Source organism: Rhizobacter sp. LjRoot28, assembly GCF_964253025.1.
GTDB lineage: Bacteria > Pseudomonadota > Gammaproteobacteria > Burkholderiales > Burkholderiaceae_C > Rhizobacter.
On record NZ_CAXUQC020000001.1, the window covers coordinates 2141074 to 2162521 of the forward strand.

Annotated in this window: 20 protein-coding genes; 7 read left to right on the forward strand and 13 right to left on the reverse strand. The window is 68.8% G+C overall.

The features are described from left to right. Nucleotides 1-147: 147 nt before the first annotated feature. The 3 genes from ACSQ2F_RS09900 to ACSQ2F_RS09910 form a co-directional block, all read right to left on the reverse strand. Entirely contained in the window at nucleotides 148-420 is a 273-nt protein-coding gene (locus tag ACSQ2F_RS09900; RefSeq protein WP_436022242.1) for a hypothetical protein, read from the reverse strand. Nucleotides 421-431: 11 nt separating this feature from the next. Continuing rightward, nucleotides 432-1169 carry a hypothetical protein gene (locus tag ACSQ2F_RS09905; protein ID WP_436022244.1) on the reverse strand — a complete coding sequence of 246 codons (738 nt, stop codon included), beginning with the start codon at nucleotides 1167-1169 and terminating at the stop codon, nucleotides 432-434. An 893-nt stretch (nucleotides 1170-2062) separates the two neighbouring features. Beyond that, on the reverse strand, nucleotides 2063-2683 hold the full coding sequence (locus ACSQ2F_RS09910; RefSeq protein WP_436022246.1) for a 2'-5' RNA ligase family protein: 621 nt from the start codon (nucleotides 2681-2683) through the stop codon (nucleotides 2063-2065). A gap of 276 nt (nucleotides 2684-2959) precedes the next feature. Here ACSQ2F_RS09910 and ACSQ2F_RS09915 point away from each other — a divergent pair, with 276 nt between their 5' ends. From ACSQ2F_RS09915 to ACSQ2F_RS09930, 4 genes are all read left to right on the forward strand, one after another. Next, the gene (locus ACSQ2F_RS09915) at nucleotides 2960-5122 is read left to right on the forward strand and encodes a TonB-dependent receptor family protein (RefSeq protein WP_436026786.1); all 2163 of its coding nucleotides are present in this window, start codon (nucleotides 2960-2962) and stop codon (nucleotides 5120-5122) included. 60 nt (nucleotides 5123-5182) lie between these two features. Beyond that, a complete protein-coding gene (locus tag ACSQ2F_RS09920; RefSeq protein WP_436022248.1) occupies nucleotides 5183-5899 on the forward strand; it encodes a VIT1/CCC1 transporter family protein in 717 nt (238 codons plus the stop codon). 264 nt (nucleotides 5900-6163) lie between these two features. Further along, nucleotides 6164-7837 (forward strand): hypothetical protein, encoded by a 1674-nt coding sequence (locus ACSQ2F_RS09925; protein ID WP_436022250.1) that lies wholly within the window; start codon nucleotides 6164-6166, stop codon nucleotides 7835-7837. Between the two features lie 179 nt (nucleotides 7838-8016). Continuing rightward, nucleotides 8017-8511, forward strand: a complete 495-nt coding sequence (locus ACSQ2F_RS09930) for a GyrI-like domain-containing protein (RefSeq protein ID WP_436022252.1) — start codon at nucleotides 8017-8019, stop codon at nucleotides 8509-8511. A 36-nt stretch (nucleotides 8512-8547) separates the two neighbouring features. On the opposite strand, the gene ACSQ2F_RS09935 is transcribed toward ACSQ2F_RS09930, so the two are convergent. From ACSQ2F_RS09935 to ACSQ2F_RS09945, 3 genes are all read right to left on the reverse strand, one after another. After that, a complete protein-coding gene (locus tag ACSQ2F_RS09935; protein WP_436022254.1) occupies nucleotides 8548-9390 on the reverse strand; it encodes a phosphatase PAP2 family protein in 843 nt (280 codons plus the stop codon). A gap of 176 nt (nucleotides 9391-9566) precedes the next feature. Then, entirely contained in the window at nucleotides 9567-10184 is a 618-nt protein-coding gene (locus ACSQ2F_RS09940) for a class I SAM-dependent methyltransferase (protein ID WP_436022256.1), read from the reverse strand. A gap of 99 nt (nucleotides 10185-10283) precedes the next feature. Beyond that, the gene (locus ACSQ2F_RS09945) at nucleotides 10284-11180 is read right to left on the reverse strand and encodes a LysR family transcriptional regulator (RefSeq protein WP_436022258.1); all 897 of its coding nucleotides are present in this window, start codon (nucleotides 11178-11180) and stop codon (nucleotides 10284-10286) included. A gap of 81 nt (nucleotides 11181-11261) precedes the next feature. On the opposite strand from ACSQ2F_RS09945, the gene ACSQ2F_RS09950 reads away from it, so the two are divergent. After that, nucleotides 11262-12050, forward strand: a complete 789-nt coding sequence (locus ACSQ2F_RS09950) for an NAD(P)H-dependent oxidoreductase (RefSeq protein WP_436022260.1) — start codon at nucleotides 11262-11264, stop codon at nucleotides 12048-12050. 44 nt (nucleotides 12051-12094) lie between these two features. Here ACSQ2F_RS09950 and ACSQ2F_RS09955 read toward each other — a convergent pair whose 3' ends face one another. The 4 genes from ACSQ2F_RS09955 to guaB form a co-directional block, all read right to left on the reverse strand. Then, nucleotides 12095-13108, reverse strand: coding sequence for an acyltransferase family protein (locus tag ACSQ2F_RS09955; protein WP_436022262.1), 1014 nt, complete (start codon nucleotides 13106-13108; stop codon nucleotides 12095-12097). A gap of 599 nt (nucleotides 13109-13707) precedes the next feature. After that, on the reverse strand, nucleotides 13708-15288 hold the full coding sequence (gene guaA, locus ACSQ2F_RS09960; RefSeq protein ID WP_436022264.1) for a glutamine-hydrolyzing GMP synthase: 1581 nt from the start codon (nucleotides 15286-15288) through the stop codon (nucleotides 13708-13710). A gap of 18 nt (nucleotides 15289-15306) precedes the next feature. Beyond that, on the reverse strand, nucleotides 15307-16575 hold the full coding sequence (locus ACSQ2F_RS09965) for an MFS transporter (protein WP_436022266.1): 1269 nt from the start codon (nucleotides 16573-16575) through the stop codon (nucleotides 15307-15309). Between the two features lie 33 nt (nucleotides 16576-16608). Further along, complete coding sequence (guaB, locus tag ACSQ2F_RS09970; RefSeq protein ID WP_436022268.1) at nucleotides 16609-18078, reverse strand: IMP dehydrogenase; 1470 nt, start codon at nucleotides 18076-18078, stop codon at nucleotides 16609-16611. Between the two features lie 215 nt (nucleotides 18079-18293). Here guaB and ACSQ2F_RS09975 point away from each other — a divergent pair, with 215 nt between their 5' ends. After that, nucleotides 18294-18827 (forward strand): DUF4124 domain-containing protein, encoded by a 534-nt coding sequence (locus ACSQ2F_RS09975; RefSeq protein ID WP_436022270.1) that lies wholly within the window; start codon nucleotides 18294-18296, stop codon nucleotides 18825-18827. Between the two features lie 57 nt (nucleotides 18828-18884). Here ACSQ2F_RS09975 and ACSQ2F_RS09980 read toward each other — a convergent pair whose 3' ends face one another. Next, nucleotides 18885-19217, reverse strand: a complete 333-nt coding sequence (locus ACSQ2F_RS09980; RefSeq protein ID WP_436022272.1) for an RnfH family protein — start codon at nucleotides 19215-19217, stop codon at nucleotides 18885-18887. Beyond that, nucleotides 19204-19659: a type II toxin-antitoxin system RatA family toxin gene (locus tag ACSQ2F_RS09985; RefSeq protein WP_436022274.1), complete on the reverse strand. Its 456-nt coding sequence runs from the start codon at nucleotides 19657-19659 to the stop codon at nucleotides 19204-19206. The genes ACSQ2F_RS09980 and ACSQ2F_RS09985 overlap by 14 nt, the downstream gene beginning before the upstream one ends. Before the next feature lie 46 nt (nucleotides 19660-19705). Here ACSQ2F_RS09985 and smpB point away from each other — a divergent pair, with 46 nt between their 5' ends. Then, entirely contained in the window at nucleotides 19706-20167 is a 462-nt protein-coding gene (gene smpB / locus ACSQ2F_RS09990; RefSeq protein ID WP_436022276.1) for an SsrA-binding protein SmpB, read from the forward strand. Nucleotides 20168-20255: 88 nt separating this feature from the next. Here the strand turns inward: smpB and ACSQ2F_RS09995 are convergent, their stop codons facing one another. Beyond that, a complete protein-coding gene (locus ACSQ2F_RS09995) occupies nucleotides 20256-21446 on the reverse strand; it encodes a PLP-dependent transferase (RefSeq protein ID WP_436022278.1) in 1191 nt (396 codons plus the stop codon). Between the last annotated feature and the right edge of the window lie 2 nt (nucleotides 21447-21448).

The window sequence follows — 21448 nt, forward strand, 5'->3', positions numbered from 1 at the left end:
GAGGGGCGGTGTGGAGGAGGCGTGAGCAGCAGCGCACGGGAAACGTCGACGGATTTTATGCGACGGCCCCGGTGTCGGCCTTTGCCGTGACCCGACGATCGCGCCACGCCTGTGCCATTCATCGGGTCAGGCCGGCAGGCCCCGGCATCACCAGCGGCAATCGCCGTCCCTGCTCAACGCGGCCTGCGCCAACGGGACCACGCCGAGCAGCCCCTTGTCCGCATGGGCGCGGCGGCAGTCGGGCTTGCCGGCCTTCTCGATGTCTTCGGCCAGTTTGCTGCGGCGCTCGGGAGGCGGCGGCATCAGGTTGAGCGCGCCACGTGTGCCGGGCGTGACAGGGCGACTTGAAGCCCGCCCCGTGCCCAGGTCGAGGTTCAGCGACGGCGCTGCGCCGGGCGTGGCCGAGGGGACGGGCGGCACCGTTCGCCCGCTCAGGTCCACACCGCCGGCACCCGGCCCCGGTGTGGCGGTCGGTACCCGTACGGCGGATCCGACGGGCGGAGGCGCCGCGGCCGGACCGGGTGCCTGCACGGCTTGGGAAACAGGCGCTGGTGCTGGGGCTGGGGCTGGCGCTGGCGCAGGCGCAGGCGCAGGCGCAGGTGCAGGTGCAGGTGCAGGTGCAGGTGCAGGCGCAGGCGCAGGCGCAGGCGCAGGCGCAGGCGCAGGTGCTGGTGCTGGTGCTGGTGCTGGTGCTGGTGCTGGTGCCGGTGCTGGGGCAGGCGCTGGCGCTGGCGCTGGCGCTGGCGTAGGCGTAGGCGCAGGCGCAGGCGCAGGTACAGGTACAGGTACAGGTACAGGTACAGGTACAGGCGCAGGCGCAGGCGCAGGCGCAGGCGCAGGCGCTGGTGCTGGTGCTGGTGCTGGTGCTGGTGCTGGTGCCGGTGCTGGGGCAGGCGCAGGCGCTGGCGCAGGCGCAGGCGCAGGCGCAGGCGCAGGCGCAGGTGCAGGTGCAGGTGCAGGCGCAGGCGCAGGCGCAGGCGCAGGTGCAGGTGCAGGTGCAGGTGCCGGTGCCGGTGCCGGTGCCGGTGGCGGCGCAGGTGCGGGTTCAGGTGAAGGCGCTGGCGCCGGTGCCGGTGCAGGCGCGGGTTCAGGAGCAGGCACTGGCGCAGGCTCGGTCGCCTTGGTCGCTGCCGGTAGGGGCGCCGGTGCTGGCGCAAGCGCAGGCGCACGCGCAGGTGCGGGTCCGCTCGCGGACGAAGCCGCCCGAGCCGCCACGGCGGCGGGAGACGATGCCGCGTTGTCCGTCGCTTCCACGCGGGCCAGCTCGCGGTCCTCCGACACGCCTGGCGCCGCAAGCGGAATCACGGCAGAGGCCGGCGTGGCCGGCCGCGGCGCCGCCACCGGCGGCCGAACGAGGGTTTCGGCCGAGGCCGTGGGCAAATGGAGAACGGACGGGGCAGCGCGTTCAGGTGGCACTGCCTGTTCGAGTGCAGGCTCGGACGGTGTCGCCTCCCCTCGCGTCGGCCGGTCATCCTCTGCACCGGCGGTCGGTGCCGGAGCCACTGGCGTGGCCGTCCCGTCGCGTGTCCGGCGGCTCTGACCAGGCGGCCCGGTCTTCAGGGAGGGCGGAGCGCTGCCCTCCTCGGATTCGTCGTCAGGCGGCGCTGCAACCGAAGGCGGAAGCCCTCGTTCGCTGGGGGGCCGCGCCGGGGGACTCACCAGCACGACAGTGAGTCCGCCGGATGCAGGCACTCCACCCGGGCTCGTACCGTCGCCGGTCTCGCTGCCAATGAGGGCGACGAGCAGCACATGCAGCAAGGCCGACAAGGTCAGCACCCGGGGGAGGCTCGGAGCGGGCGGCGGTGGACCGAGACCCCGCCGCGTGTCGAGAACCCTCACCGCGGTGCTCCGGCCGATGCTAGGCGGCCCTCACCTTCCGATGGGCGCCGGGCCAGCGTTCGCGTCAGCGCTCGAGGCTGGCAACGACATGCAGGCGTGACGAAGAAGAAGGCGGGCATCGGTCAGGCGGGACGCTCAGGATGAATGAGCCGCACTGTATCAACCAGGCAAGCAGGGCTCGTCCGGCGCGGGAGCATGCCGCTGGCCCGCCGCGCCCGTCACGTCAAGGCGTGTCCGCAACGTCTGCCTGAGGCGCTGCGGCGCCGCGAAGGGGCCAACGCGCAAGAACCTCGTAGCGGCCCTGGCCGATCAGGCTGTCCACGAGGACGAATTCGTTCGCCACCCAGGACACCGGCCCGAAGCCCTCGTCGGCCACGGGCGCATCGCTGTAGAGCAGCGTGAGATGGGGCGTGAACACCTCGTGCCCCTTGGGCCGCCACCCCTCCCGCACGAGGGCCTGATGCAGCCGCGACTGCAGCGCCCGCACCGCGGCCGTGCCGGTCGGGTGGCCCAGCAGGATGCAGGGCCGATGACCTGGGCGCCCGCGAAAACTCGACACGCGGTCGAAGGCGATGGTCACGGGCGGCAGGTCGATCGCCGCAGCGGCCCGAACGAAGCGGTCGATCTCGGCCTCGGGGCGTTCGGCGAAGTCGCCCACGTGGATCAGGGTCACATGGAGGCGCTCGGATGCGGACAGCCTGCCCTGAAGGCCCAGCCGCTGCGCGAACGACTGGCGCCGTGCGACCACGTCGTCCCGTGCGGCCGCGTCGGGAAACACCGCGAAGAAGATGCGGTGGCGCGGTCTCGGGACAGACCCGGGGGCGGCATCGGAAACATCGGACATGGCGGGGGCGCTTCACGGGTCGACTGCGTGGCAGGCGTGCCATGGTGCCACTGTCCCGCGCAAGGCGCCGCGCCCCAAGACCCCGCGGGATCCCAGGCATGGGGCGGGCCCGTACGATGCAGCGCCCGACCGACCTCCGGATTGCCGCGTCTCCTGCGCGGCGACCACCACAGCGACCGAGACCTGACCGTGACCGTGACCGCCGTCCCTCGAGCCCGACCGACGTCCTCCCGCAGCCGCGCGCACCGACCGGCTTCGATCCTCTCGAGCCGCGACATCAGCCGCTCGGGCGTGGCGGCAGCCCATGTCGCGCTGCTTCTCGTCGGCAGCACCCTTGCTGCCGACGCCGCCTTCGCGCAGCCCGTCGGACCGTCAAGCCCCGACACGCCCGCAGCCGCAGTTCTGCCGCCGATCGTCGTCACGGCCACGCGCACCGAAAGCGACGCCTTCGAGTTGCCGGCCTCGATCGACCGCATCGACGGTGCCGACCTTCGCCGGAGCCGCGCCCAGGTGAGCCTGACCGAAAGCCTGTCGGCCATTCCGGGCCTGCAAGCCCGGGAGCGGCAGAACTATGCGCAGGACCTCCAGATTTCAATCCGCGGCTTCGGCGCACGCTCCACGTTCGGCATCCGAGGCGTTCGCCTGTATGTCGACGAGATTCCGGCCACCCAGCCCGATGGCCAGGGCCAGATCACCCACGTCGACCTGGGCACCGTCGGCCACGTGGAAGTGCTGCGCGGGCCGTTCTCGGCCCTGTATGGCAACTCCTCCGGCGGGGTGATCCAGGTCTTCACCGAAACCCCTGCGGGACGGCCCCGACTGAGCGTCGGAGCCGCTGCAGGCAGCGACGGCATGCTGCGGGTGTCGACCCAGGCGACCGGCACCGAGGGCTCGCTGGGCTACGTCGTGGGCGCGAGTCGTTTTCGCACCGACGGCCACCGCGAGCACAGCGCTGCCGACCGCCGCCTGGGGAACGCCAAGCTGACCTGGCAGCCGGACCCATCGAGTCGGTGGACGGTCGTGGCCAACAGCGTCGACTTGCCACGTGCCCAGGACCCGCTGGGCCTGAAGCGCGCGCAGTTCGACGCCGCCCCGCGCAGCGCCGATCCGGCGGCCATCGCATTCGACACCCGCAAGACGCTGCACCAGACGCAGGGCGGCATCATCCATGAGCGTCGGCTGTCGCCCGAGCACTCGCTGCGCGCCCTGCTCTATACCGGACGACGGGGCATCAGCCAGGCCCAGGCCATCCCGGTCGACCCCCAGGAAAATCCACTCCACCCCGGCGGGTGGATCGCCCTGGACCGCCGCTACGGCGGTGCCGACCTGCGCTGGACCTGGCGCACCCGCTGGCTAGACGGCCCGCTGGATGTGGTGGGCGGGCTGGCGCGCGACACGTTGAACGAGCACCGGCGTGGCTTTCGCAACAGCATCGACGGCACCCTCGGCGTGCAGGGGCCGTTGCGGCGCGACGAACACAACCGCGTGACCAGCACCGACCAGTACCTCCAACTGGCGTGGCGGCCGACCGAAGCCTGGTCGCTGCACGCCGGCGTGCGCCAGAGCCGCGTGCAGTTCAAGTCGCAGGACGCGTACGTGGTGGGCAACAACCCCGACGACAGCGGCGGCACGCAGTACCGCGCCACATTGCCCGTTCTCGGTGCCCTGTACGCACTGGACGAATCCGTGCACCTGTACGTCACGGCCGGCCGCGGCTTCGAGACGCCGACGCTCAACGAGCTGGCCTATCGTCCGAACGGCGCGACCGGCATGAACCTCGCCCTGCAGTCGGCCCGCAGCCACAGCGTCGAAGCCGGCATCAAGGCGCGCCTCGGTGCCTGGGGCGACCTGAATCTGGCGGCGTTCCGCACGCGCAGCGACCGGGAGATCGTCACCCTGTCGAACACCGGCGGCCGTGCCACCTTTCAGAACGCCGGAGCCACCGAGCGGCGTGGCCTTGAACTGGCCTGGACGGCGAGCGCCTGGCAGCACCTGCGCGCAGACCTGGCAGCCACCGCCATGGACGCCATCTACCGCGATGCCTTCAGCAGCTGTGCAGGCACGCCGTGCCCGACGCCCAACCTCAACATTCCCGCCGGCAACCGCATCCCCGGCGTGGCGCGAGGCGCCGCCTTCGCCGCTGTCGCCTGGGCCCCGCCCACGGGCTGGCGGGGTGGCCTGGAGGCGCGCTACCTGACCGGCGTGCCGGTCAACGACGCGAACACCGATGCTGCGCCGGCCTACACCACCGTGGCCGCGCACGGCGGCTACGTCATGCAGATGGGGGCCTGGGAGCTCGGCGGCTTTGCGCGTGTCGACAACCTCCTCGATCGGCACCACGCCGGTTCGGTGATCGTCAACGAAGGCAATGGCCGCCACTTCGAACCGGGCGCAGGGCGCACCTGGCTGGTCGGCCTGTCGGCCAGCGTCGGCTTCTGAGGCGGCACGGGTAGCGATTGTCCGGGCATGATGGGCTCGGATTCACCAGCCCGTGCGCCCATGTCACTCGATGCTCCCCTTCCCCGCCGCCGGCATGGCGAGCGCCATCGATCTGACCGTGGCAATGCGTTGCGCGCCGGCGTCCTCGGCGCCAACGACGGCCTCGTCTCCACGGCCAGCCTGGTGCTCGGCGTGGCCGCCGCAACCCCCGACGCAAGCGCCGTCCTGACGGCCGGCGTGGCAGGCCTGGTCGCCGGGGCGATGTCGATGGCCGCGGGCGAATACGTGTCGGTGCATTCCCAGGCCGACACGCAGCGCGCCGACCTGGAGCGCGAGCGCGCCGAACTGGACAGCAACCGGCCGGCGGAGCACAGGGAACTCGCTGCCATCTACGAGGAACGCGGATTGACCCCGGCACTCGCGGCCGAAGTGGCCGAGCAGCTGATGCAGCACGATGCACTCGGCGCCCATGCGCGCGACGAACTGGGCCTGTCGGAGACCAGCCGGGCGCAGCCGGGCCCGGCCGCGCTCATTTCCGCATCGAGTTTTGGCGCAGGCGCAGCGCTGCCCTTGCTGGCCGTGTGGGCCGCCCCCGGCGATGTCCTGCTTCCCGCCGTCGCCCTGTCCACATTGCTCTTTCTTGCACTGCTCGGCGCGACGGCCGCACGACTCGGCGGCGCATCCGCCCTCCCCGGCGCCCTTCGCGTGACCTGGTGGGGCGCCATCGCCATGGGCGCGACCGCCGCCGTGGGCGCCCTGTTCGGCGCCGTGGTCTGAAGCCGAGCGCCTCCCGTCCACCTCGGGGTGGCCCCCTCTCGGCGCCCTGCCTTGATGCAGGACAATCGTCCTCGACACCGGCCGCGTTCTGATGCGGGTCACCGGTTCGGCCCATCGGTGCTCGCGTCCGCGGGTTGGCGACAGGGTGGCCGCCAGCCCACGCCAGCAAGCACCGGCGAAACGGCCGCCCACCATTGATCATCACTACGCAACGGAACTGTCATTCCTCCTCGTCCGCATCCTCGCGCTCCTTGCCCTGCCAGCATGCCCCCCTTCCTCGGCCCTGAACCGCTCCGTCGCATCGCCCATGTCCTGCGCGACGGCCTCGCCGGGCCCGCGGCCGGGGTGCTGATGTTGGTGGCGGCGACCGCAGCGAGCGGCCAGGAGGCGCTGCCCAGCTTCGCCGAACTGGAAGCCGCAGGCGCCACGATCGGCGAGATCCGCGTCGTCAGCCAGAACGTGTTCGACCTGGACGATCCCAAGGAAGACAGGCTGCTCTTTCGCTGGGCCAACGCGCTGCATGTGCGCACGCGCCCCGGGGTGATTCACCGCGCCCTGCTGTTCAAGCCGGGCGAGCCGGTGTCGGTACGGCTGATCGACGAGACCGAGCGGGTCCTGCGCAGCGCGCGCTACATCTACGACGTGCGCTTCCGCCCGGTGGCCTATCGCGACGGCGTGGTGGACATCGAGGTGGAGGCCCGCGACAGCTGGACCCTGGACGTCGGCGTCAGCGCTGGACGTTCGGGGGGCTCCAATTCGAGCGGCATGCACATCAAGGACGACAACCTGCTCGGCACCGGCATGTCGGTCGGCTATGGGCGGTCGAACAACGTGGACCGGTCGAGCGACGAGTTCGAGTTTGCCAAGGATCGCGCCTTCGGCTCCTGGACGTCCATCAGCGTCAAGCACGCCAGCAACACCGACGGTCAGCGCAACGCGCTTTCGGTGGGACGCCCGTTCTACGCACTCGATTCACGCTGGGCAGCCGGTGTTGCCCTGTCCGACGACGACCGCATCGACTCGCTGTACCGCGGCGGCGAGGTGAGCAGCCAGTATCGCCATCGCGTGCAGCGGGGCGAGGTGTTCGCCGGCTGGTCGGCGGGCCTGGTCGACGGATGGGTTCATCGATTCTCTACCGGCCTTGACATGCGACGCGACCGCTACGCCCTGGAACCGGGCCGCATCGCCCCGCCGCGGCTCACCGCCGACCAGATGCTGGTCGGCCCGTTCCTGCGGGTGCAGTCGATCGAGGACGCCTTCGACAAGGTGCAGAACCGCGACCTGATCGGCCGGCCCGAGTTTTTCGCCCTCGGGCTGTCCTCGTCCCTGCAACTGGGCTGGGCAAGTCGGGGACTGGGGTCCACCCGGGATGCCTGGCTGTACTCGGCTTCGGTGAGCCGCGGATTCGAGCCCGCAGCCGGGCAGACCCTCACCGCCGCAGCTGCCTTGAGCGGCCAACTCGAAGAGGGTGCCGTGCGCCGCCAGCACATCGACATGCGCCTGCGGTATTTCCTCCCGCAGGGAAAGCGGTGGCTGTTCTATGCGGCGGCGTCCGGCGATGTCGTCACTCGCCCCGAACCCGAGGACTTGCTGATGCTCGGCGGCGACAACGGGCTGAGAGGCTACCCGTTGCGCTACCAGAGCGGCGAGCGCCGCGCGCTCTTCACCGTCGAGGAGCGCTTCTACACAGGCGTGTACCTCTGGCAGCTCTTTCGCATCGGCGGCGCGGCGTTCTTCGACACGGGACGCGCCTGGGGCGGCGGCAACATCAACACCGACAACCCCGGCTGGCTCAGCAACGCCGGCTTCGGCCTGCGCTTCGTCAGCGCCCGCGCGTCGTTCAGCAACGTTTTGCACACCGACGTGGCCGTCCCGCTGAACGCGGCACCCGACGCGAAGCGGGTGCAGTTCCTCGTCAAGACCAAGACGACCTTCTGACGCGTCGCGCTGGTGGCCGAGGCAACCCAGGGCCTGAGACCGGTGGAGGCCCGTTGCGGATGCTCCGCACGTGCTGGCGCGACCCGTCTTTCGCTTCAGAAGAAGACCGTTGACAGATTCGACCGTCGACCTGAAACTTAACGATACGGTTTAATTTCAACGCCACTCAGGGAGCCGCCATGGCAAGCCTCATCACCCCACCCCGCATTGAACACCGCGCCGCGCGCCACTGCGCCGTGATCCGGTCCGAGGTCACCATGGCCCAGCTGGCCACCGATCTCCCCCCGCTCGGCGATGAAGTGCTACGCGCCCTGACACAACAAGGCATCAAGCGGGCAGGCCCGTGGTTCTGGCGCTATCGCGTGATCGACATGGACGCTTTGCTCACCGTCGACGTCGGCCTTCCGGTCGACGAGGTCTTCGTGACCGAGGGTCGGGTGCTGTCGGACACATTGCCTGCGGGCAACTACCTCACCACACGCTTCCGCGGTCATCCTTCGGGATTGGAGGAAGCGACTGCCGAACTGCTCGCCTGGGGCGACGCCCACCGCGTCACCTGGGCAAAGAAATCACAGGGCTGCGGCGAGGCTTGGGCAGCGCGCATCGAGTGGTACCTCGAGGAGCCGGCCGACATGTCGCAATGGGTGACGGAACTCGCTTTTCTCGTTGAATGAGCGGGTGTCGGTCGACCATCACGGCCGGGTCTGCCCTCATGCCAGCGAAGCGCTCCGGCCCAGCCGTCGGTGATGCAACCACTCCATGCTCATGATGCACACTGCGAGCCACAAGCCTCCGGTGGCGAAGCCCGCCAGCACGTCGCTCGCATAGTGAACCTGGAGGAAGACGCGGCTGCAGCCGATCGTGAAGGCGACGGTCGCCCCGAGCAGCAGCACCGGCAGCTGGGCGGCACGCGGCACGAACCGCATCAACACATAGGCCAGCAGTCCGTAGACCAGCATCGAGCCGGCGCTGTGTCCGCTCGGGAAGCTGTAGCCGGACTCGGACACCGCTTGGTTGTGTTCGTGCAAGGGCCTCACCCGCGCAAAGACGGCCTTGAGCACACGGATCAGGATCCCGTTGGCCGCCACGGCGATGACCCAGCAGATGGCCAACCGCCGATGGCCTCGCCACAACAGCACGACGGCCACGCTGATGCACAACGCCGTGAGCGTCACGGTGTCTCCCAGGTGGGTCACCCACGCGAAGGCCTGCAGCGTGGTGGCCGACAGTTCTTCACGCAGCACCCGGGCCAGCTCGACGTCGAAGCGGCCGAGTTCCTCCGAAGCGTCCAGCGCCTCGGCCATTTCGGCAAAACCCATGGCGGCCAGCACGACGCCGGCGAAGCCGGCGACCAGGCGCAACACCAGCACGCGTTCCCGCGGAAGAGGCTCCGGGGCGCCGTGACGTTCGATCCGCACCCAGATCCACCACCCCGCCACCACGGCGCACATCACCAGCGCGAGGGCGACGCCGAACAGTGGCAAGGCGTGGTGGCCCACGAACTGGGCGAGTTGCAGTTCGTCGTCGAGCATCTCGACATCATCAAGGTCCATCGGCAGATCTCAGCAAGGCAGGTCGGTTGGCGCAACGCCCGGGGGGCGGCGGCAGGAGCGCCCGGGGCGGCCGTTCCAGAGGGCAAGCCGAGGTCCCGACAAGGGCCGCGACGGTCCTGGCCCGCGCGGACGCTGTCCGCCAACCGGTTCGGCAGCGAGCCGAGTGCGCCCCCCGTTCACGATTCGAGCCGGCAGAAGCAGTAGACGAACTGCTGCTGCGAACCCCACGGCGTGGTGTGCAGGTCGACCCGGTCGTCCAGCAACATGAACCGCGCGCCGAACTCGCCGTGCAGGCCCGGCGCGTCGTAGCGCGCCGTCGGCAGACCGCTGCACAGCTCCGGCCCTTCGGGACCGAACGTGCCGACGATGGCAAAGCCGCCCGGCCGCAGGGCGCGCAGCACCTGGGCGACGTAGCGCTCGCGTGCGGCGGCGTCGGTCAGAAAGTGGAACACCGCCCGGTCGTGCCAGATGTCGACTGACCGCGGCGCGAAGTCATGGCTCAGCACGTCGGCCACTGCCCAGTCGACAAGCCGGCCTCGGACGCCGAGCCGTTCCCGAGCCACCTCGAGGGCGCGGGTCGAGAGGTCGAGCACCGAGATGCGCTTGTAACCTGCATCCAGCAGATCGTCGACCAGCGTGGATTCGCCTCCGCCCACATCGACCACGGCCGAAGACGTCGGCAGCCCGGTGCGCTGCACGTAGGCGAGCGAGGCGGTGAGGTGCGGTGCATACCAGCTGACCGCGTCGGGGGCCTTCGCGCGGTAGACGGACTCCCAGTGCTGTTGCGTTTCCATGCGCATGCCGCCTTCACTGTGGGTGAATGGTCGCCCAGCAGGCCCGACCCACGGGCGAGCCAGCGTCAGGTGACAGTGTAGATCGGCCCGCAGCGGGCATCAGACGGCCCCGGCGACCTGCTCCCGCAACCAGGCATGGCCGGGGTCGCGGTGCGAACGCTCATGCCACAGCATCAGCATCTCGAAGCCGGGCACCTCGATGGGTGGCGCGACCACGCGCAGGGCCGGATCGCCGCGCACGAGGCGCGAGGGCACCATGGCGACCAGGTCCGTGCTGGCGAGGGCTGCGCGCAGGAAGAGGAAGTGCGGCACCGACAGGGCGACGCGACGCGTCACGCCCAACGCGGCAAGCGCGGCATCCGCCGCGCCTTGGAAACCGCCGCCATCCGGCGAGACGATTGCATGCTCGAATGCGCAGAACTTCGCGAGGGTAGGCCGCCGTTTCAATCCCGGATGATCCGCCCGGCCGGCGAGCACGTACTGCTCGACGAAGAGCGCCCGGTGTCGCAGGTGCAGGTGGGCCTCGTCGCGCACGTGGAATGCCAGGTCGAGGTCTCCCAGCTCGAGCTGACGCGTGAGGCGGGCCGGCGCGAGTTGCAGAACGGCCAGGCGCGAAGCCGGTGCCGCCGCCCGCAGGGCCGTCAGCGCGGGGAGCAGGATCGTCGATTCGCCGTAGTCCGTCGCCCCCACCCGCCAGGTGGCCTTGGCCTGCTGCGGCTCGAACCGCGGCGCGGCCGTGACGGCCTGCTCCAGGGCGGCCAGGGCCTCGCGCAGCGGCGTTCGAAGGGCGTCGGCGCGCGCGGTCGGCCGCATGCCACGGGGACCGGGCAGCAGCAAGGGGTCGCGAAGGACTGCGCGCAGCTTGGCCAGGTGCACGCTGACCGACGGCTGGGAGAGGTGAAGCCGCTCCGCGGCACGAGTGACGTTGTGCTCCGCCAGCAAGGCGTCGAGCGTCACGAGGAGGTTGAGGTCGATCCGCCGCAGCACATTGGACATCGCAATACCAGGTATGCCAGAAATTCGTTTCCAATATACCTGGCCGACTCCTATCGTGAGCTTCTCAACTGGAGAAACTCGATGAATGTGCTGCTGGTCTACGCCCACCCCGAACCCCGTTCCCTGAACGGCGCCCTCAAGGACTTCGCCATCAGCAGGCTGGAAGGGGCCGGGCATGCCGTGAAGCTGTCCGACCTGCATGCCATGCAATGGAAGGCCCCCCTCGATGCCGATGACAACCTGCACAGGCCAGCCGGCGCCCGCTTCGATCCATCGGCCGACTCCAGGCAAGCCTATCGCGACGGAACGCAAAGCCCCGACATCACCGCAGAGCAGGAGAAACTGCGCTGGGCCGATGCGGTCATCCTGCAGTTTCCCCTCTGGTGGTTCTCGATGCCCGCCATCCTCAAGGGATGGGTGGACCGGGTCTACGCCTACGGCTTCGCGTATGGCGTCGGCGAGCACTCCGACACCCACTGGGGCGACCGCTACGGCGAAGGGTCGCTTGCAGGCAAGCGGGCGATGCTGGTGGTGACCGCGGGTGGCTGGGAGTCGCACTACGGGCCACGCGGCATCAACGGCCCCATCGACGACGTGCTGTTCCCGATCCAGCACGGCATCCTGTTCTACCCGGGCTTCGAGGTGCTGCCCGCGCACGTCATCTACCGCACGGGACGCATCGACGAAGAGAATTTCGGCGCCGTTCAGGAGGCCCTTGGCCAGCGGCTGGACGCACTCGCAACGACGAAGGCGATTCCGTTCAGGCGCCAGAACGGCGGCGACTACCGCATTCCGGAGCTCACGCTTGACCCGGGCATCGCGTCAGGGCAGACCGGACTGGGCATCCACCTCGATCACGCACAACCGTGATCATGCGAGCGACACCACGGAAACGATGTCGCGACGGCGCTCGGTCACGCCATGGCGACAGCGGTTTCTCGCCGCCCCAGAATGGCGCCTCGCAGGTAAGCGAGCAACGGCGACTCCAGGTACACGAAGATGGCGATCGCCGCGACATTGCAGAGCAGCAGCGCCAGCACGATGGCGGCAGCGGCTTGCAGCGAGGTTCCTGAGAACCACCTCGTCGATTTGTCGAAGACCTGGATGATGTAGGGATGCGTCAGGTACAGCGCATAGCTGGAGCCACCCAGCAAGGTGACGATCCTCGGAATCTCGACGCGCTTCAGCACGACCAGCGTGAGGGCGACAAACAGAGAAGACAGGATGCCGAGCTGGAAGAACCGGCTTTCCGAGAATCGGGCTGACGTCAGCGCCACGAGGAGCAAGGGGACGCAGATCTGAATGGACTTGACGGCGTCCTTCTTGACCACGAACTCATAGACCAGCATGCCCAGCGCAAATTCCAGTGCGATGGAATTCCCATAGGCGGCCAGCGGCAGGGACCGATTGCCTTTGCAGAGCAGGTAGATCGTCACCAGGGCCACTGTGCTGATGAGGGCCCGGTGGCTCCTGGAGATCATCAGGGCGGCCCAGAAGATGACGTAGAAGTACATCTCGTAGTTCAGCGTCCATCCCAGGAAGAGGATCGGGTAGTGCCCGATGCCGTTCTTGTCGAACGGGATGAAGAGCAGCGACTTGACCAGGTGCGACAGATCGGCGGTCGTGTTGGCCAGCAGGCTCGGATGCCACATCGCGATGAGGAAGACGCCGATCGTCAAGGCGTAGTAGATGGGGAGTATCCGGATGGCTCGCTTCAGGAGAAACGACTTCGCGCTCGTCTCCGTGGAGAGCATCATCACGAACCCGCTGATGACGAAGAAGATGTCCACCCCGAAGTAGCCTGCGCCGATGGTGGGAATGTGAACGAAGAGGACCGACGTGGCGGCAACGAACCGAAGCAGCTCGATGGAATCGAACTTCGGAGCTGCATGGCCGGGTATCCGGCTCGCCATCGCATGTTCTGTCATCTCACGCTGCTCCCCGCAGTGCTGCCGTTCAGGAATGCATGGCGCGCATTCCCGCAACGACTTCGCAGGGCGGCACCAGGGCGATCCTGCCCAGGGTGTCATCCGCCGTGCCACGAACCCGTGCGGAGCATTGCCGCGACCACGCAATCAAGCAAGTGTCTTTGGTCAATCGCGATTCTCCCCGGCGGTCCGGCCCTGCGGTGCATGCGTTGCCCAGGGTGGCCGCGAGTCGGGTATTGACCAAGGTCGGTGAGGCGTCAGGCAGTGCACGTGCCCACCGCCCATCATGCCCTCGACAAGCAAGGGATCGTCGTTGGGACAGCGTTCGTTTCCTCGCGACGACGCGCGCCCGGACATCGCATCGACGGCCGGGGGCTGCCGCGCCATCCGTGCAGTTCCACCATCACGACGAACCTTCGGCATGGTCGTGACCCTGCGGCGCGCGGTCCCGCCCTCGCCTGCACGCCGCCTTCCCAGGCAGCGAGCGGCGCAGACGGTCGACAGCCTTCGCGCGCCATGAGCGGCCGGGCGCGCGAGAGGCCCGGGTCAGCCCTTGTCGCTTACCTGTCGATCAGCCCGAGCCGCTTGCCTGACGCCGCTCACTCCCACTCGATGGTTGCCGGCGGCTTGCTCGACACGTCGTAGGCGACGCGGTTGATGCCGCGCACCTCGTTGATGATCCGGCCCGACACCTTCTTGAGCAGGCTGTACGGCAGCTCGGCCCAGTCGGCGGTCATGAAGTCGGTGGTCTGCACGGCCCGCAGGGCGACGACGTAGTCGTAGGTGCGGCCGTCGCCCATCACGCCGACGCTCTTGACCGGCAGGAAGACGACGAAGGCCTGGCTGGTGAGTTCGTACCAGGTCTTGCCGGAGGCGGTGTCTCGGGTGTTGCGGAGTTCCTCGATGAAGATGGCGTCGGCCCGGCGCAGCAAGTCCGCGTATTCGCGCTTGATCTCGCCGAGGATGCGCACCCCGAGACCCGGGCCGGGGAACGGGTGGCGATAGACCATCTCGGGCGGCAGGCCCAGGGCCACGCCAAGCTCACGAACCTCGTCCTTGAAGAGTTCGCGCAGCGGCTCGAGCAACTTCAAGCCGAGCGTCTCGGGCAGGCCACCGACGTTGTGGTGGCTCTTGATCGTGGCCTTCTTGCTCTTGGTGCCGCCGGACTCGACGACGTCCGGGTAGATGGTGCCCTGGGCGAGCCAGCGCGCCTGGCGCAGCTTGCCGGCCTCGGCCTGGAACACCTCGACGAACTCGCGACCGATGATCTTGCGCTTCTGTTCGGGATCGCTCACGCCTTGCAAAGCGCCCAGGAACTGGTCGCTGGCGTCGACGTGGATCACCTTCGCGTGCAGGCGACCGACGAACATGTCCATCACCAACTCGGCTTCGTTGAGCCGCAGCAGCCCGTGGTCGACGAAGACGCAGGTAAGCTGGTCGCCGATCGCGCGATGGATCAGGGCCGCAGCCACGCTGGAGTCGACGCCGCCCGACAGGCCGAGAATCACTTCTTCATCGCCCACCTGCTGGCGGATGCGCTCCACCGCTTCGGTGATGTAGTCGCGCATGACCCAGTCGGGCTTCGCCTTGGCGATCTCGAGCACGAAACGGCGCAGCAGGGCTTCGCCCTGCAGCGTGTGGGTCACTTCCGGATGGAACTGCACGGCGTAGTAGCCGCGGGCCTCGTCGGCCATGCCCGCGATCTCGCAGCTCGGGGTGGAGGCCATCACCTTGAAGCCCGGCGGCAGTGCCGTCACCTTGTCGCCGTGGCTCATCCAGACCTTGAGCATGCCGTGGCCTTCGGCGGTGCTGAAGTCCTCGATGGACTGCAGCAGCTGCGTATGGCCATGTGCGCGCACCTCGGCGTAGCCGAACTCGCGGTGATCGCTCCATTCCACCTTGCCGCCCAGCTGCACGGCCATGGTCTGCATGCCGTAGCAGATGCCCAGCACCGGCACGCCCAAGTCCCACACCGCCTGCGGCGCGCGCAGCTCGTGGTCCTCGTAGGTGCTGGCGTGGCTGCCTGACAGGATGATGCCCTTGGGGGCGAACGCCCGGATGAAGTCATCGCTGACGTCGTTCGGGTGGATCTCGCAGTAGACATGGGCTTCGCGAACCCGACGGCCGATGAGCTGGGTGACCTGGGAGCCGAAGTCGAGGATGAGGATCTTGTCGTGCATGGCGCTACGCGGAAGGAATCAGTGAACGGTGCCGGCCGCGGGCTCGAACTCGTGCCGCGGCCGGTGCTTGAAGTGGCGGAACGCCAGCACGGTGGACAAACCCATCAGTGCTGCGCAGAAGAAGAACGGTGCGCCCACCCGCCAGTCGTCCGGCGGGAGGTGCGAGACGAGGCCGAGGAGCGGTGCGCCGATCATGGGCGCCACCACCGCGGCGAGGCTCGCCAGCGAGGCAACGGCACCCATGGACTGCCCCTGCGTCTTGGGATCGGCCGCGTTCGACACGATGCCCTGGATGGCCGAGGCCACGGTGAAGCCCAGCAGGTTGAAGCCGATGACGACATACATCATCCAACCCTCGAAGGCCAGGGCCCACAGCAGGTAGGCGATCGTGCTCGACACCAGCCCGTAGCTGGCCAGGCGAGCGGGCCCGAAGCGCCGCAGCAGCTTCTGCAGCAGGAAGCCCTGCACGAACACCGAGGCCACCCCCACCGCAAACAGCGACCAGCCGTTCTCCTCGGTGGTCCAGCCGAAGCGGAAGGTGGTGTACAGCACCCACGAGGTGTGCAGGACGAACTGGGCCAGGTTGGCCAGGGCGAGCACCGCGACGAGCCCGCCCACGTTCTTCAGACCGCGCAGGTGCCGGAGCGAGGCGACGGGGTTTGCGTTGCGCAGAGAGACCGGGCGCCGCTGCTCGACGGGCAGCGACTCCGGCAGCACGAAATACCCGTAGACCAGGTTCATCAGGGCCAGGCCCCCGGCCACGAAGAACGGCAGACGCACATCGATGGCGCCGAGCAACCCGCCCATCACCGGACCGATGATGAACCCGATGCCGAACATGGCGCCGATCTGGCCGAAGCGTTTGGAGCGGTCGGCCGGCGCGGTGATGTCGGCAACGTACGCGTTGGCCACGGCCACGTTGGCCTGCAGACCGCCGCTGACGAAGCGGATGGCGATGAGCATCCAGAGTTGCGTGGCGAGCGCCGTCCCGAAGAAGCTGAAGGCAAACCCGCAGAAGCCCAGCAGCAGCACCGGCCGCCGGCCGAACCGGTCAGACAGCGCGCCGAGGATGGGCGAACACACGAAGTTGGCCAGGCCGAACGCCACCATGATGGCCCCGTACCAGAACGCCTGGCTGGACCGATCGGTGGTGAACTGCCCGACCAGCACCGGCAGCACCGGGATGATCAGGCCGATCGCCACCATGTCGAGCAGCACGGTGAGCAGGATGAAGCGCATCGCCGCGGGGCGGCTTGCGGCCGCCGGCGCCGCCGGTTGGGGGGTCATGGTCAAGGGCGTTCGACGCGGGCCCGGGCCCGGTCACTCCATGCGGTAGTTGGGAGCTTCCTTGGTGATGGTGACGTCGTGGACGTGGCTCTCGCGAATGCCAGCCGAGGTGATCTCGACGAACTCCGCCTTGTTGCGCATGTCCTCGATGCTCGCCGCACCGCAATAGCCCATCGAGGCCCGCAGGCCACCGGCCATCTGGAACACGATGCTGATCATCGAGCCCTTGTAGGGCACGCGACCCTCGATGCCTTCGGGCACGAGCTTGTCGGCGTTCGGGTTGGCGCCCGTGTTGTCCTGGAAGTAGCGGTCGGCGCTGCCCTGCTGCATGGCGCCGATGGAGCCCATGCCGCGGTAGCTCTTGTAGCTGCGCCCCTGGAACAGCACGGTCTCGCCCGGCGCCTCTTCGGTGCCGGCGAACATGCCGCCCATCATCACGGTATGGGCACCGGCTGCAATGGCCTTGGCGATGTCGCCCGAGTAGCGGATGCCGCCGTCGGCAATCAGCGGGACGCCGCTGCCCTCGAGGGCGCGCGCCACGTTGTCGATCGCGGTGATCTGCGGCACCCCGACACCCGCCACGATGCGGGTGGTGCAGATGGAGCCCGGGCCGATGCCGACCTTCACGCCATCGGCGCCTGCCTCGGCCAGCGCGAGCGCAGCCGAGCCGGTGGCGATGTTGCCGCCGATCACGTCGACCTGCGGGTAGTTCTGCTTGACCCAGCGCACGCGTTCGATCACGCCGGCGCTGTGGCCGTGGGCGGTGTCGACCACGAGCACGTCCACGCCTGCCTTGACGAGCAGCTCGACGCGTTCCTCGGTGCCCTCGCCCACGCCGACCGCGGCGCCCACGCGCAACTTGCCGTGGGCGTCGCGCGCCGCGTTCGGGAAGTTGGTCTGCTTGGTGATGTCCTTGACCGTGAACAGGCCGCGCAGTTCGTCGGCGTCGTTGATGACGAGCACACGCTCCAGGCGGTGCTTGTGCATCAGGGCCTTGGCTTCTTCGAGCGAGGCTCCTTCACGCACCGTGACCAGCCGTTCACGCGGGGTCATGATCTCGCGCACGGGGATCTGCATGCGGGTCTCGAAGCGCAGGTCGCGGCCGCTCACGATGCCGACCACCTTGCCGTTCTCCACCACCGGGAAGCCGGAGATGCCGTGCTGGCGCGACAGGTTGATCACGTCGCTCACGGGCACGCCGGGCGAGATGGTGATCGGGTCGCGAAGCAGGCCGGATTCGTAGCGCTTGACCCGTGCCACCTCGGCCGCCTGCTGCTTGGGCGTGAGGTTCTTGTGGACGATGCCGATGCCGCCTTCCTGGGCGATGGCGATCGCCAGACGGGCTTCGGTGACGGTGTCCATCGCGGCCGAAACCAGGGGCAGGTTCAGGCGGATGTTGCGGGTCAGCTGGGTGGAAAGCGAAGTGTCGCGCGGCAACACTTGCGAGAACGCGGGCACCAACAACACGTCGTCGAAGGTGAGCGCTTTGCCAAGAAGGCGCATGAGGGAAGCTCCTGACGCAAAAGAGAATTATACGGACTCCCGGACCATTGCCACGCCGGGACCACACGCCATTCGACAAGGCGATCCCTCGCACATCCGCCGGGCGACACCGGCCGGCAATAGTTCACGGCCTGCCCGCTCTTCCGCGCTGTGCCACACAAACCGTGACACCCGTGGCGCCCCCGACGCTGCAGGGCGGCACTACACTTTCGGCCATGAAATCCAGCCTTTCCCGCTTCTCTGCGCAGTGGGGCCTGTGCGCCTGTGCTGCCCTGATCGCCCTGGGCGCTGCAACCAGCGCGCAAGCCCAGTGGAAGTGGCGCGACGCCAACAACCGCGTCCAGTACAGCGACCTGCCGCCGCCCAACACGGTGCCGGAGTCCGCCATCCTGCAGCGCCCGAGCGGCGCACGCCGTGCCGCGGCCGCCCCGCAGTTCACGCCGGCCGCCTCAGGCACCGCCGCCGCACCGGAAGCCGCAGCCAGCAGCGCAGGCACCGACCCTGAACTCGAAGCCCGCCGCAAGAAGGCCGAAGCCGACAAGGCTGCGGCCAAGAAGGCCGAGGAAGACAAGGCCAACGCCACCCGTGCGGACAACTGCAAGCGGGCTCGCGGCTACCTGCAGGCCATCGAGGAAGGCCAGCGCATGGCCCGCGTGAACGACAAAGGTGAACGCGAGGTCTACGACGACAAGATCCGCGCCGAAGAAGGCAAGCGCGCTCGCGAAGTGATCGCGAGCGAGTGCAAGTGACGCCTTGAATGGCGAGGGCGCATGTGTTGCGCCCTCCTCCGCTGCGACTGGCCGGAGTCAGGCCTTCATGCGCGCGGCTGCACCGCCCCCGAGCGCCGGCGTGCGCCGGTGCCGCAGTCGGCGCGCCTCCTTCGGGTCCACCGTGAGAGGCCGGTAGAGTTCGACACGGTCCAGGTCGCGCAGGGGCTGGTCGCCATCGCAGTTGCGTCCCCACACCCCCATGGCCGCGTCGACGAGGCCTGGAAATTCCGCCAGCAGGCCGCTGGCCAGCAACGCCTCCCTGGCCGTGGCGCCAGCCGGAAGCGTCAGCTGGATGCGGCGCACATCGTGCGGCACCGGCACCCACACCACCTCCACCCGGATGGCGTGTGCCGCCTCAGCGGGGCCCATACACCTGCTCCGCCCGCTTCACGAACGAGTCGACGAAGGTGTTGGCGATGCGGTCGAAGACCGGGCTCAGCAGCATCTCGAAGGCGAAGTTCGAGAACACGTACTTCAGCTCGAACTCGACCTTGCAGGCCTTCTGCTCGGTGCCTGCGGGCGCCGCCAACGGCAGGAAGCGCCAGACGCCATTGAGCACCGAGAACGGCCCGTCGACCAGCTCGACGGTGACGCTGCTGTCGGGCACGTGGGTGTTGCGGGTGGTGAAGGCATGGCGCGCGCCGGCGTATTGAAGATGCAGTCGTGCCGTCATGCCCTCAGGCGATTCGGCAAGCACTTCACCCCGCTGGCACCACGGCAGGAACTCGGGATACTGGCGCACATCGGTCACGAGACGGTACATCTCGGCCGGCGAATACCAGAGGAGGACGGACTTCTTGATGTGCTTCATACAATGAGTGGATTGTATTGACTGCCAGCGACCCCACCTGCCCGCCATGTCCATTGCTGAAAACCGCCGCGCTCGATTCGACTACCACCTCGAGGAACAACACGAGGCTGGCATGGTGCTGCACGGCTGGGAGATCAAGGCCATCCGTGCCGGCCAGGTGCAGCTGACCGACGGCTACGTCGTCATCCGCGACGGCGAGCTGTTCCTGATCGGCTGCCGCATCAACGCCCTGCGCAGCGCCTCCACGCACGTCAGTCCCGAGGCCGACCGCACGAAGAAGCTGCTGATGCACAAGGAAGAGATCAAGCGCCTGATCGGCAAGGTGGAGCAGAAGGGCTTCACGCTCGTGCCGCTCGACCTGCACTACAAGGGCGGCCGCGTTAAGGCCTCCATCGCCCTGGCCAAGGGCAAGGCGGAGCACGACAAGCGCAACTCCGTGAAGGAGAAGGACTGGGAGCGCGAGAAGGGCCGCCTGATGCGGCACAAGGTGTCGGGCGGCAAGGCCTGAGGCGTAGGGGGCCGACCGCCCCTTTCTTCACAGGCAATCGGGTGGGGCATGGCGCGCGGCGCATGCCCGGGGCGCCGGACGCCGGGCGCTACAGGCCCGCCAGCGCCTGCTCGCAGTCCGCGATCAGGTCGGCCACCGCCTCGAAACCGAGCGAGAACCGCACCAGCGTGCCTTGCCAGGCGGCACGGCTGCGCATCGTCGACAGGTCGTACGGCACGACGAGGCTCACCGGCCCGGCCCATGAGAAGCCGATGCGGAAGAGCCGCAGCCGGTCGACGAAGGCGTCAACCTGTGCGGCGCTGTAGCGTGCATCGAACACCACCGAGAACAGACCGGCTGCCTGCACGCTCAAGGCCTGCCAGTTCGCATGGCCGGGCGATCCCGGCAAGGCCGGGTGCAGCACCTGGGTAACCTCGGGTCGCCCTTGCCACCAGGTGGCGAGCGCACGACCCGCGGCGTCCTGGGCCTCGTAGCGCAGGGCAAGCGTCGGCAAGGCGCGCAGGACCAGCTCGACATCGTTGGCACCGACGCCCCACCCCATGCGCATGTGGCTCAGCTTGAGGCGCAGGTGCAAGGCCTCGTCGCGCGTGGTCACCGACCCCATCAGCACGTCGCCGCCGCCGGACGGGTACTTCGTGAGCGCCTGCACCGAGATGTCGACCCCGACCGGCGCGTCGCCCTGCCCCGGCAACAGGTCGAACGGATCGAAGGCGATGCCGGCGCCCCAGGTGTTGTCGAGGGCGCACGGCACGCCCCGCTCGCGTGCCACGCGCACCAGCGCCGGCAGGTCGGGGAACTCCATCGTCACCGACCCGGCAGCTTCCAGCCACACCAGGCGGGTGGCCGGCCGGATCATCGCGGCAAGCGCGGCCGGATCCATCGGGTCGTAGAAGCGGTGGCTGATGCCCCAGGCCGCCAGCTCGTGGCGCGCCAGCTCCTTGCTCGGCCCGTAGGCGTTGTCGGGGATGAGGACCTCGTCCCCGCTGCGCAGCAGCGCCGTGTCGACGAGGGCGATGGCGGCCAGACCACTCGGCACCAGCAGCGCCTGCAGCCCGCCCTCCAGCGACGCGATGCGCTCCTCGAGGGTGAAGGTGGTAGGCGTGCCATGCAGGCCGTAGGTGTAGCCGGACTTGTCCTTCCAGGCGCGCGCGTGCAGCGCCGCCGTGTTCGGGAAGATGACCGTCGAGGCCTTGAACACGCCAGGCGCGGGCGCCTCGAACCCGCCCGGCGGGACGTACGGGTGGTGGATGAGCCCGGTGGTGTGCTTGTCGACGGTCATGC

What these genes read in the sequence shown, in the direction of transcription:
- ACSQ2F_RS09910 (WP_436022246.1), bottom strand. Translation starts at nt 2,683, where the DNA reads ATGTCCGATGTTTCCGATGCCGCCCCCGGGTCTGTCCCGAGACCGCGC.
- ACSQ2F_RS09920 (WP_436022248.1), top strand. Translation starts at nt 5,183, where the DNA reads ATGTCACTCGATGCTCCCCTTCCCCGCCGCCGGCATGGCGAGCGCCAT.
- ACSQ2F_RS09925 (WP_436022250.1), top strand. Translation starts at nt 6,164, where the DNA reads ATGCCCCCCTTCCTCGGCCCTGAACCGCTCCGTCGCATCGCCCATGTC.
- ACSQ2F_RS09930 (WP_436022252.1), top strand. Translation starts at nt 8,017, where the DNA reads ATGGCAAGCCTCATCACCCCACCCCGCATTGAACACCGCGCCGCGCGC.
- ACSQ2F_RS09935 (WP_436022254.1), bottom strand. Translation starts at nt 9,390, where the DNA reads ATGGACCTTGATGATGTCGAGATGCTCGACGACGAACTGCAACTCGCC.
- ACSQ2F_RS09940 (WP_436022256.1), bottom strand. Translation starts at nt 10,184, where the DNA reads ATGGAAACGCAACAGCACTGGGAGTCCGTCTACCGCGCGAAGGCCCCC.
- ACSQ2F_RS09945 (WP_436022258.1), bottom strand. Translation starts at nt 11,180, where the DNA reads ATGTCCAATGTGCTGCGGCGGATCGACCTCAACCTCCTCGTGACGCTC.
- ACSQ2F_RS09950 (WP_436022260.1), top strand. Translation starts at nt 11,262, where the DNA reads ATGAATGTGCTGCTGGTCTACGCCCACCCCGAACCCCGTTCCCTGAAC.
- ACSQ2F_RS09955 (WP_436022262.1), bottom strand. Translation starts at nt 13,108, where the DNA reads ATGACAGAACATGCGATGGCGAGCCGGATACCCGGCCATGCAGCTCCG.
- guaA (WP_436022264.1), bottom strand. Translation starts at nt 15,288, where the DNA reads ATGCACGACAAGATCCTCATCCTCGACTTCGGCTCCCAGGTCACCCAG.
- ACSQ2F_RS09965 (WP_436022266.1), bottom strand. Translation starts at nt 16,575, where the DNA reads ATGACCCCCCAACCGGCGGCGCCGGCGGCCGCAAGCCGCCCCGCGGCG.
- guaB (WP_436022268.1), bottom strand. Translation starts at nt 18,078, where the DNA reads ATGCGCCTTCTTGGCAAAGCGCTCACCTTCGACGACGTGTTGTTGGTG.
- ACSQ2F_RS09975 (WP_436022270.1), top strand. Translation starts at nt 18,294, where the DNA reads ATGAAATCCAGCCTTTCCCGCTTCTCTGCGCAGTGGGGCCTGTGCGCC.
- ACSQ2F_RS09980 (WP_436022272.1), bottom strand. Translation starts at nt 19,217, where the DNA reads ATGGGCCCCGCTGAGGCGGCACACGCCATCCGGGTGGAGGTGGTGTGG.
- ACSQ2F_RS09985 (WP_436022274.1), bottom strand. Translation starts at nt 19,659, where the DNA reads ATGAAGCACATCAAGAAGTCCGTCCTCCTCTGGTATTCGCCGGCCGAG.
- smpB (WP_436022276.1), top strand. Translation starts at nt 19,706, where the DNA reads ATGTCCATTGCTGAAAACCGCCGCGCTCGATTCGACTACCACCTCGAG.
- ACSQ2F_RS09995 (WP_436022278.1), bottom strand. Translation starts at nt 21,446, where the DNA reads ATGACCGTCGACAAGCACACCACCGGGCTCATCCACCACCCGTACGTC.